Consider the following 11429-nt stretch of genomic DNA (forward strand, 5'->3'; position numbering starts at 1 on the left):
GCAGATTTAAAACTACCTTTGAAAAACAGATTGAGGAGTTATTCAGCTCAATGACTCTTAAGATTATTGAAATATGTGACGATATTGATGAAAATCTACCTAAGAATTCACCCGATATAGGTCTCAATTCCATGCTTATCTACGATACTTCAGGCTTAAAGCCAAAAGTTAAAGAGAATAACCCTAAGACACTGGTTTCAGAAATAAATAAGCAAAAAGCTTTCGCTAAAGTTATTAATAATAAAGATTTTAACCCCTATGCTGCCGCATATAAGAATATGCCAAAGTTTGCACATAGAAGCTTTAGACTAAAGTAAGAAATTTAAATAAACTTATCAAATATGCTGCTTAATACACATATCCACAGTTAAGTATCATCCTACATGCTTCGCATACCCTTTTTCAAAAGGCTTATTTAGCATTTTCTTTTTTTGCTCAAATTTAAGGAATTTTTTAAAAGTTATCCACACTTTTAAAATTTAAATTCTGCAATCATCTATAATAAGTTTATAGTCAGTTAAATAACTGACATACGCTTATTTATTATTTAGTATAGATTAGAAAGTATCTATGTTTTTCTGTAGGAATTCTCCCAATTCCATAATTGCTGTCCATCTTGTTTTCAAATCTATTTAGATTTTATTTTTCTATTTATAATAGTAATTTTTTATATTCAAAGGGACTTTTTACCTTTGCATAATTCAACTGCTCCTTTAATGTCCACACTCCATCTAAATCTATATTGAATAAATATCCGGAAAAAAATTTTCTCAACATTTTCACGGTTTCTATTTCTTTTCTTCCTTCAAAAACTCTTCTTTATTAAATCCCTATAAATTTCCACCATATTGCTGCAAATGGAAGAAGTATCGCAAGATGAACTATTGATACTACAAAACCTGCAAACCACCATTCTTTCTGCTTTATATATCCTTCTGAAAAATATACTCCTCCCTGTGCTATACCATAATGCGTAAGTCCAGAACTAAGTGCCGATATATCTACTAAAATAAATACCGAAAGCACTGGAGGTACTCCAATACCAAGTAATATTGTAAAGAATGCTGAAAACAATGCAGTAAAATGAACCATATTACTTGCAAAAAGGTAATGTAGATAATACATAGAAACACATACTATCGCAAGAGCAGGGAACTGCGGTATACCACGTATATATTGAGTTATTATACTGCTCATCCACTTTATTATCCCAAGCTTGTTAAGTTGACCTGCCATCATCATAAATGCACCAAGCCATATCACAAGATTCCAAATTTCTTTTTTCCCAGTAAATTCTTCCCAAGATACAATTCCAGATCCAATAAGTATTACAAGTCCTAAAACACTTACAGTAGTAGCATCAATATTAAATATATTCCCAAATATCCATAATGTAACAACAATAATAAAAACTATTATCATAAATTTTTCAGATTTTTTCATGGGTCCTAATTGTTTAAGTTTGCCATCCATTAATTCTTTAACATTATCAAGTTTTTTTATTTCCGGTGGACATAAAAAATAAATAACAACCGGAACAATCATAAAATTCGACAATACAGAAACTATGCTTACCATAAACCATAATCCAAAAGTTATATGTGTCTTTACACCAAGATTTCCGGCCATACTAATAGCAAGCAAATTTACGGCAGAAGATGTAATAAAAAGTGATGAAGAAATAAGATTGCTGTGTATTGATGTAAGCATAAGAAATGCTCCCACTTTCTTTTCTGTACCATCTCCAACTTTTGAACCATAAGCTTCTGAAAGAGCTTTTGTAATAGGAAGTACAATCCCAGTAGATCTTGAAGTAGCACTTGGAATAAGCATACTCAATATTCCTTCGCAAAGTACTAGTGAATATCCAACTCCTATAGTTCTTTTGCCAATTTTCTTTATAATATTATATGCAAGTCTTTTACCAAGTCCTGTTTTAGTTATTCCTATAGAAAGACAATCAGCACATACTATAAGCCATATAAGGCTTTCACTATATGAAGAAAATGCATCTTTTATCGTAATTATATGTGTAAAAGTCAAAATAAATATTCCGACAAAAGAAGCTAAACCAAGTGACATGGCTCCAAGGGCACATGCCACTATAATAAATATAAAAACTGCAAGTAAATGCCATCCATTTATAGGTACCAAATTTGGTTTTGGTATAAAGCAAATTACTAATCCAACTAGGATTGAAATCAATAAAGGTTTGACTTTAAAATTTATCTTACTAAACATGGCTTTTTATTGTCAAACTTCCATCCTGGTATCAAATATTGCATAGCAACTGAATCATCACGGGCACCCAATGACATTTTATTGTACAATTTATTTGCTTTTATAACATTTTCCATATCTATATCTACTCCAAGACCTGGTTTGTCAGGAATATCTATCATTCCTCCAACAATCTGGAATGGATTCTTTGTAAGATACTGTCCATCCTGCCATATCCAGTGTGTATCTATGGCTGTTACTTTTCCAGGTGCCGCTGCCGCAGTCTGTGCATACATCGCAAGTGAAATATCAAAATGATTGTTTGAATGTGAACCCCAGGTAAGCCCCCAATCTCTACATGTCTGGGCAACACGTACAGAACCTTCCATAGTCCAGAAATGAGGATCTGCAAGCGGTATATCTACAGAATGCATCTGAAGTGAATGTACCATCTGGCGCCAATCAGTAGCTATCATATTTGTAGCTGTAGGCAGTCCAACTTCATTTCTGAACTCTGACATTACCTCACGCCCTGAGAATCCATCTTCAGCTCCGCATGGATCTTCTGCATATGCCAGCACTCCAACTAAGTTCTTACAAAGATCAATAGCCTCGCATAATGACCAAGCTCCATTAGGATCAAGAGTTATACGTGCATCCGAAAACCTTTTATGGAGTGCAGTAACAGCTTCTGCTTCTGCTTCTCCTTTCAAAACTCCACCTTTTAGTTTAAAGTCTTTAAAACCATACTTTGCCTGAGCTGCTTCTCCAAGTCTTACTACTGCTTCTGGAGTCAATGCTTCTTCTCTTCTAAGGCGCATCCATTCATCTTTTGAATTAGATTCATCCAGATAAGGAAGTTTTGTCTTTTTTCTGTCACCAACAAAAAAGAGATAACCTAAAACCTTTACTGATTTTCTCTGCTGTCCTTCTCCCAAGAGTTCACATACCGGTATTCCAAGATACTTTCCTACAAGATCAAGAAGTGCAGCTTCTATTGCAGTCATAGCATGAATTGCAATTCTCAGATCAAAAGTCTGAAATCCTCTCCCAAGACAATCTCTGCATGCAAAAGTATCCTTTACCGCCTTTATTATTGATTTGTACTTTCCTATACTTTGTCCAACAACAAGTGAAGTTGAATCTTCTATCGTCTTTCTTATTTTTTCTCCCCCTGGCACTTCTCCAATTCCCATATTTCCACTATTGTCTTTCAAAATCACGACATTACGTGTAAAAAATGGGCCGTGTGCTCCACTTAGATTAAGAAGCATACTATCATATCCTGCTACAGGTATAACTTTCAAATCTGTAACGACTGGTGTATCTTTTATTAAATTTTTTTCATTATTCATCTTTTCCCCCCCAGTAACATTAACTGCAGTAATTTTTTTGAAATATGCTTGAATAAAAATTTCACATTGTCTATGATTCAATTATCATCTTTTTAACTGCTTCAATCAATATTCAATTGCACAAATATTAATCCTTTACATTGATCTATTTTTATATATATGAACTAAATAATATTCAACAGCTATATTAAATTACCGTATTCATTAAATTTCATATACTCCGGTTTGCTTTCTATTTCAAGATCAGGATAATTTTTAATTTCATCATAATAAACTTCTGAAAGCATTATGTGTTCAATATGCAAACTGTTTGGTATCCTAACTATTCTTACATTTTCTTTATCAATATTTACACATGTCCTTATACAAAATTGTACAGCTTCCTTATCATCAGCTGCAACGCAAGGTATCCTTGCCGATTCAAGAACAGTACTCGTAATACAATTAGGATACATTTTCTCAACATCCAATTTGTCGAACAGCCTTTTTGTTATAACACTAGAAAGGCCAACTCCAAGACCGTTTCCATGGGATTCTTTACTTAAGTCAAGCATTGCAGTTCTTTGAACCTCTATTCCACCGCTCACATATTTAGTAGAAAATGTACCTGTTATATTGGGATCTACACCTGTACCACTATAATTTTTCCCTATTTCATCAACAACAAGTACATCACATTTTCCTACTATTATTCTTGGCATATTGGAAAATGCCTCTTTTAAAAGTTCAGGCTCTCTATCTGGAATTTCACTGGAATCAACGCCAACTATTTTACATGTCTCATCAAATGAATTTTCTATGCACGGAATTGCAAAAAGAATTGGTGCATTCTTTAAAATAGTTTTTCCAATGAGTTCAATATTGTTGCCAATTTTACCCATTCCCTGTGAATGTACACATTCAGCCCCAACCTGTTTACCAAGTCCAACTGCCATCATTTTCATAATCCCACTTTCATATTTCCCTCTAAAGGCATTATGAGGCTTTATACGACAGGATATTATTATTCCATCAGATTGTGCGGCATTTTTATCTATAACTACTTTTCTTCCATCTTTCAAAGTCCCAATTACTGAAACCTCCATTGAAGATTTTATGGGACATTTTAAAAAATTCTCCGTAATACCATAACTTTCAAGTAATTCAAGCTGACCTTCAGCAGTTGCTCCCCCATGACTTCCCATTGCAGGTACAACAAAAGGATGTGCCCCTCTGGATGAAACAAAATCAACTATAGCTTTTGTTATGATTGCAACATTTGCAATTCCCCTACTTCCAGCCGTAATAGCTATATTCATTCCAGGTTTGATTTTTCGTGAAAATTTTTTTTGAGAAAGTTCTCTTCTTATTACATTTGGTATATCCTCTGACTTAATTACAGGCCTCGGAAAAATTTGTTTCACCTTAAACATCCTTGGTATATAAACATCAGCTAATAACTTAGATACTGATCCTCCTTTTTTTATCTCCATATCACTCACTTACTTTCACATTTTTTGTGGCAATAAGATCACTGCCAAGTCCAAATATATTATTCACTATAACTTGACCTATTTTAATCGGTGCTTTTACTTTTATACTTTTAATCTTATCCATTACTTTAAATATATAAGCCTTAGGTATTGGATTTGTAAGTCTTATGCTCACAAGTGGCACAACTCCATTTTCTACAAGGACCGACGTTGTAATTGTTCTTCTAGGATCTACAATTTCCATTTTTACGTATTTTTCTCCTTTTTTACAAGACGCACCTTTAATTGAAATCGGTTTTTCTTTTTCAATATCAACCTCTATCTCACATCCATTAGGACATATTATACAGGTGTACTCTTTTATCATTTTGCGATCACCTCTATATTGCTCATAGATTTTATATCTTCTTTCTTCAATCCAATTTGAATCATTTTTGCAGGTATCACCTTTTTCAATTTCACAGCCTTAATAACTTGTCCGGATTGTATAATATCAATTTCACAGTTTTTCATCGGTTTTTTTACCCTCATGGAAATGCTGAAATCTTTTTTACCACTTATTTTCTGTGGCACTGCACTCCCTACATTATCACCTGCATTTATATTTATACAAGGTTTATAAAATACTTTTCCATTTACATATTCTGCTATTGAATCAGCAAGCTTCTCTGCTTCAAGGGACACAAAATCAACAACATCATGTACATGAAGTACATTTCCTGCTGCAAATATTCCACCAACATCTGTTTGATAATTTTCATCAACAACAGCACCTTTTGTTCTATTATCAAGGCTAACATTTGCAGACAATGAAATTTCATTTTCAGGTATAAGACCAACTGAAAGTATAAGTGTATCACACTTATAATACTTTTCTGTTCCAAGTATAGGCTTCATATTCTTATCCACTTTACACACAGTGACCCCTTCAAGCCTAGAATTCCCTTTAATTTTAGTAATAGTATGACTCAAATACAACGGAATATTATAATCATTGAGACACTGCTCAATGTTTCTCGGCAATCCACTTGGGTATGATTGTATTTCAAAAACAGCTTTTACATTTGCTCCTTCAAGTTTCATTCTTCTGGCCATTATCATGCCAATATCACCTGAGCCAAGTATCACAATTTCTTTTCCTATCATCTTGTTGTATAGATTAACATAAGCCTGAGCAACTCCTGCACTATATACTCCTGCAGGTCTCGTACCCGGAATGCCAATTGCACCTCTTGTCCTTTCCCTGCATCCCATGGCAAGTGCAACTGCTTTAGCTTTATATTTTAAAAGACCTTTCTTAGATACAACAGTAACAATTTTTTCAGGAGTAATATCAATCACTGTAGCATCCGTAATATATTCAATATTAAGCTCGTCAACCCTATCTATAAATAACTGAGCATATTCAGGTCCTGATAGAGTTTTTTTAAATCTAGTGAGTCCAAAACCATCATGGATACACTGTTTTAAAATACCTCCAAGTTGTTTTTCTCTTTCAACGATTACAATATTCTTGATACCTTTGTTCCTAAGCTCTACAGCTGTTGCAAGTCCCGCAGGACCTCCACCTACAATTACAACATCTTTTTTTATGAAAGCCATTATTTTCTCACCTTTCCCACAAACATATAAGATCCACTTCGTGAATATAATATCTTTTTCTCTGATTTATGTTTTTCCTTCCCAATTATTTCAGCTATTCTGGTCTGACAATATCCACCCTGACATCTTCCCATCATAGCACGTGTTCTATTTTTTATCCCAGTAATTGAATCCACTCCAAGACAGTTATGAACAGCTTGTATTATTTCTGCTTTTGTAACATTTTCACATCTGCATATGATCTTCCCATAGTCACTGTCACTCTTTATAAGTTTCTCTTTTACACTATCATCCTGTTCCGAAAATTTAAGAATTCCCTTTCTTTTCGGATTAAAAGTTTTATTTGGAATTAATTTTTCTTTTTTATTAAATAACGCTACCGCCCTTCGTGCAAGTGGAAGTGCACTTGTAAGTCCAGGAGACTCTATACCAACAAGATTTATAACATTAGGTACATCTTCTCTCATCTCAAGGACAAAATCCTGTACTTCTCCAGTTTTTTTATCCACAAGTTTAGGTCTTATTCCCGAAAAGTTCCTAATAAAATATTCTCTTTTAAGATTTTTGAATATCTTTTTTCCTTCAGCAATTAATTTATTCATTATAGGAGCTGTTACACCATAATCTTCAAAATCATAAACTATTTCAGAACTAGGTCCTATTAATATATTTCCATCTACAGTCGGCGTAGCATGTACACCAAATCCTCCTTTTTCATTAGGAGCTGGATAAATAGGCATATTCATAAATTTTCCAGCTTTTTTATCAAGTACATAGTATTCGCCCTTAAATCCTTTTAACTTATAACCTGGTATCCCAAGCATTTCTGATATAACATCTGAATTCAATCCCGCAGAATTTATTACCCACTTTGTATAAAAAGTTTTTGAAATGGTTTTTATTTTAAATATATCATTTTTTTTCGCTATATCTATAACTCTACTATCAAAATAGTACTCAACTCCATTTTGATGTGCATTTTCTGCAAGAGCTATGGTATATTCAAATGGGTTCAATATCCCACTTGCAGGCGAATACATTGCGAACTCACCTCCTGCACTAGGATCAAGTTTATTTATTGTACTCTTATCAATTATTTTAAGACCTTCAACTCCATTCAATTCTCCAAGTTTTTTATATTTAAGGAGGCTCTGCATATCTCTATCTGTAAATCCTATAACAAGTTTTCCAGTCCTTTTAAATGGTACGTCAAGTTCCTTTGCTACAGAATCAAACTCCTTATTCCCCTCAATGGCACATTGTGCTTTTAACGAACCATGTCTATAAGTAAAACCTGCATGAAGCATTCCCGTATTTCTTCCACTAGTTCCACAACAAACATCAGGTTCCTTTTCCAAAACACCTATTTTTAATTCATATCTTGAAAATTCTCTTGCAATGGCACTCCCAACTACTCCTCCACCAATAATTAAAATATCATATATATCCTTCAACTTTAAAATCGCCACCTAATTAGTTTTTATAAAATATTTCAATAACCTTTATTTCTATTTATGACACTTGTCAATTTTTCTCTATTGCCAAATGAATTAAATTTGATTCTTTATTTATTAAAAGAAATAAGTACAATGACATTTTTTCCGTAACACATACACTTTATATAATTCTTAATTTTATAAGCCGTATTACATTATTAACTGTTTTTTCCATATTTATCTTACCGTCTTTTATTGCATCGTTCAAATTAGATGCCCTATGGACAATACTAAAAATTGCATCTATGCCAAGATCATAAAGGACATCTATATTGTCTCCAATATTTCCTGCAAAAGCAATTACAGGTTTATTATATTTTTTTGCTATTGCTGCAACCCCCATTGGTGTTTTCCCATATTGTGTCTGAAAATCTATACTTCCTTCGCCCGTAAAAACCAAATCTGCTTTTTTTACTTTTTCTTCACATCCTGAATACTTGATAACTATATCGATTCCTTTTTCAAGTTTCCCTCCCATAAAAACCATAAGCCCTGCACCAAGCCCACCAGCTGCCCCGGCTCCTGGAATCTCCGCTACATCTATATTAAGCTGTTTATTAATTATATCTGCATAATGTCTTAAATTGTCATCGAGTATTTTTATCATTTCTTTCGTCGCACCTTTTTGAGGTCCAAATATATTTGATGCTCCATTATCACCACATAGTGGATTTGCAACATCACAGGCAACTTCAACTTTCATATTATTAAGTCTCGGATCAAGTTCACTTAAATCTATATTATCAATTTTGCCAAGTTCTCCACCGCCAAATCCAATTTCTTTTCCGAATCTATCCTTGAACTTACCACCCAGTGCTTGAATTGCACCGACTCCACCATCATTTGTGGAACTTCCACCTATTCCTACAAGAAGTTTTTTTGCCCCCTTATCAAGGCAATCTTTTATAAGCTGGCCCGTACCGTAAGTTGTCGTTATAAGAGGATTCCTTCTATTTTCAGGCACCAGAGTTATACCACTTGCACTTGCCATCTCTATTATTCCAGTTTCCCCATCTCCTAGAATTCCATATTCTGCTTCTATTGCATTACCAAGCGGTCCCATTACTTTTATTTTATATATTTTGCCACAAGTAGCATCCACAAGTGACTGCATCGTACCTTCTCCACCATCTGCCATGGGAACTTTTATACAATTAATATTTTCATCGGCTCTCTTAATTCCTAGTTCCATCGCATCACATACTTCTTTTGCGGTCATACTTTCTTTAAATGAATCTGGTGCTAATAAAATGTTTAAATGTTTCTTCATATTTGAACCCTCCAATGTCGCTCTATTAAATTAACGCTTACTTTTACAACTTTTTATATTATGATATTTTTAAATATTTCAAGCAATATTCAGTTGCACAAACTTACTTATAAATAAAAAATTATTTTTTATTTATTTGCATAACTTATATATTATGAAATTAATAGATTATATATATTTTCAACTACTTAAAAATATTTTGGAGTGTTTCTATTTATTCAATTGTATGTAGTTGTCCGCAAAAGTCAAAGAACTTCTTGATCCAATCCTAACTTTAGTATAGAAGAATTGGATCCTTATATTTAAATTACAAATTGAAGATAAATAATCAATCTAATGTATCTAATGGACAAATATATTTAAAAGCAACACTCCAATTAAACCTATTACAGAAAGTATACATGTATAACTTGTTCTAGTTTTTATTGCATCACTTACTGACAGTCCAAAATATTCCTTATACATCCAAAATCCAGGATCATTTACATGAGATGCAAATATACTTCCTGTAGTAGTTGCCAATACCATAAGACAAGGATTTAAACCAGAAGCAACTACAAGAGGTCCAGCCAATCCAGCAGCAGCAGTTACAGCCACAGTAGCTGAACCGAGTGCAGTCCTGAGTAACGCTGCAATAAGCCATGTAAGTACTATAGGAGATACATTTAGATTTTTTGTAATGGCTACTATTGTATTACCTACTCCTGAATCTACAAGCACCTGTTTAAATGCCCCTCCTGCTCCTATAATCAAAATTATCATTGCTATAGCTTTTACTGACTCACTCATACTTTTTGCTATTTCATCCATTTTTCTATTACAACCAAAACCAAAAGTAAATATAGCAATAATTACAGATATCATCAAAGCTATAGGTGCATCTCCAAAGAACTTAATATATTTTAGTGCTACAGAATCCTTAGGAAGAAATACTCCACAAAATTCAGCAATAGCTATTAAAATTACAGGAATAAGTGCAGTAAATACACTCTTACCGAAACTTGGCATTTCCTCATCCTTAAACAATTTACTTGTAGTAAGCCCTTCAGGTATCTTTGTTTTCGCATTTTTTATAATCGAAGTCTTAGAAAAGAAAATTCCAACAATTATAGCACCAGGTATCGCAATAAGAAGCCCAAATAACAAAGTTTTGCCTATACTTGCATTAAAAGAATTTGCTACAAGTGTTGGACCTGGGTGAGGCGGAAGGAAACTATGACACACAGATAATGCAACGGATGCAGGAAAACCTATGTACATCAATGGAAATTTAGTTTCTTTAACTACACTGTATATTATAGGTATTAAAAGTATAAAACCTGCCTCATAAAACATCGAAATTCCAACTATAATTGATGTAATAAGCATAGCCCATTGAACTCTTTTTATTCCAAATTTATTTATCAATGTTTTTGCTATCCTTTGTCCAGCCCCACAATCTGACATAAGTCTTCCAAGCATAGCACCAAATCCAAGTATTAAGATAAGATCGTTCAACTGACCACCTATACCTTTATACATAGAATCAGTTACACTAGTAAGTGGCATACCTTCCATAACACCAACAAATAAAGAAACCAGTATTAAAGACATAAATCCATTTAGTTTACATGGTATCATTAATATTAAAAGCAAAGCTACTCCCATGCCAACTATAACTAAAGCCATTAAAATTCCCCCCAACTATTAAAATAGTAAAAATATTAGTAAAATTTTTTATATTATTATAGATAGCATATATTTTAATAACGTTTACTACATTTTGTACCTACTGTAAACACAATATGACCTCTATAATTTTTGAATTACTTTGTATTTTTATTATCATATTTTTCGACAACCGTTACAATATTCACCTGCACAAATTTTAATCGTTATCAAGAGTTTTTTTCATGTATATGCATAAATATTTTTTAACAAAAAAATAGACAACAGGTTATCAAACCCATGTCTACTTTTATATTATAATTTATTTTGTTACTTCAACCTTTGCCAGCTTCTCATAGAACTTTAT

General features: G+C 33.1%; 8 protein-coding genes and 1 pseudogene. 1 reads left to right on the forward strand and 8 read right to left on the reverse strand.

Annotation, left to right across the window (positions count from 1 at the left end; genetic code table 11):
• Positions 1-317, forward strand: a pseudogene (locus tag ACFHWD_RS19675) (hypothetical protein); the annotation flags it as partial.
• A 505-nt stretch (positions 318-822) separates the two neighbouring features.
• On the opposite strand, the gene ACFHWD_RS19680 reads toward ACFHWD_RS19675, so the two are convergent.
• The 8 genes from ACFHWD_RS19680 to ACFHWD_RS19715 all read right to left on the reverse strand — a co-directional run bounded on the left by ACFHWD_RS19680 (position 823) and on the right by ACFHWD_RS19715 (position 11083).
• Positions 823-2241: a DASS family sodium-coupled anion symporter gene (locus ACFHWD_RS19680; RefSeq protein WP_229981431.1), complete on the reverse strand. Its 1419-nt coding sequence runs from the start codon at positions 2239-2241 to the stop codon at positions 823-825.
• Positions 2226-3575: an enolase C-terminal domain-like protein gene (locus tag ACFHWD_RS19685; protein ID WP_229981430.1), complete on the reverse strand. Its 1350-nt coding sequence runs from the start codon at positions 3573-3575 to the stop codon at positions 2226-2228. Before ACFHWD_RS19685 ends, ACFHWD_RS19680 begins: the two co-directional genes overlap by 16 nt.
• 182 nt (positions 3576-3757) lie before the next feature.
• Positions 3758-4987, reverse strand: coding sequence for a lactate racemase domain-containing protein (locus tag ACFHWD_RS19690; RefSeq protein ID WP_378062884.1), 1230 nt, complete (start codon positions 4985-4987; stop codon positions 3758-3760).
• Positions 4988-5048: 61 nt separating this feature from the next.
• A complete protein-coding gene (locus ACFHWD_RS19695) occupies positions 5049-5414 on the reverse strand; it encodes a DUF1667 domain-containing protein (protein WP_229981428.1) in 366 nt (121 codons plus the stop codon).
• Entirely contained in the window at positions 5411-6649 is a 1239-nt protein-coding gene (locus ACFHWD_RS19700) for an NAD(P)/FAD-dependent oxidoreductase (protein WP_268253823.1), read from the reverse strand. The genes ACFHWD_RS19695 and ACFHWD_RS19700 overlap by 4 nt, the downstream gene beginning before the upstream one ends.
• The gene (locus ACFHWD_RS19705; RefSeq protein ID WP_229981427.1) at positions 6649-8103 is read right to left on the reverse strand and encodes an NAD(P)/FAD-dependent oxidoreductase; all 1455 of its coding nucleotides are present in this window, start codon (positions 8101-8103) and stop codon (positions 6649-6651) included. Before ACFHWD_RS19705 ends, ACFHWD_RS19700 begins: the two co-directional genes overlap by 1 nt.
• 163 nt (positions 8104-8266) lie before the next feature.
• The gene (locus ACFHWD_RS19710; RefSeq protein WP_229981426.1) at positions 8267-9415 is read right to left on the reverse strand and encodes a glycerate kinase; all 1149 of its coding nucleotides are present in this window, start codon (positions 9413-9415) and stop codon (positions 8267-8269) included.
• A gap of 342 nt (positions 9416-9757) precedes the next feature.
• Positions 9758-11083, reverse strand: coding sequence for a gluconate:H+ symporter (locus ACFHWD_RS19715; RefSeq protein ID WP_369869484.1), 1326 nt, complete (start codon positions 11081-11083; stop codon positions 9758-9760).
• Positions 11084-11429: the final 346 nt, after the last annotated feature.

The sequence above is a fragment of the Clostridium sp. MT-14 genome (assembly GCF_042436595.1).
Taxonomy (GTDB): domain Bacteria; phylum Bacillota; class Clostridia; order Clostridiales; family Clostridiaceae; genus Clostridium_B; species Clostridium_B aromativorans.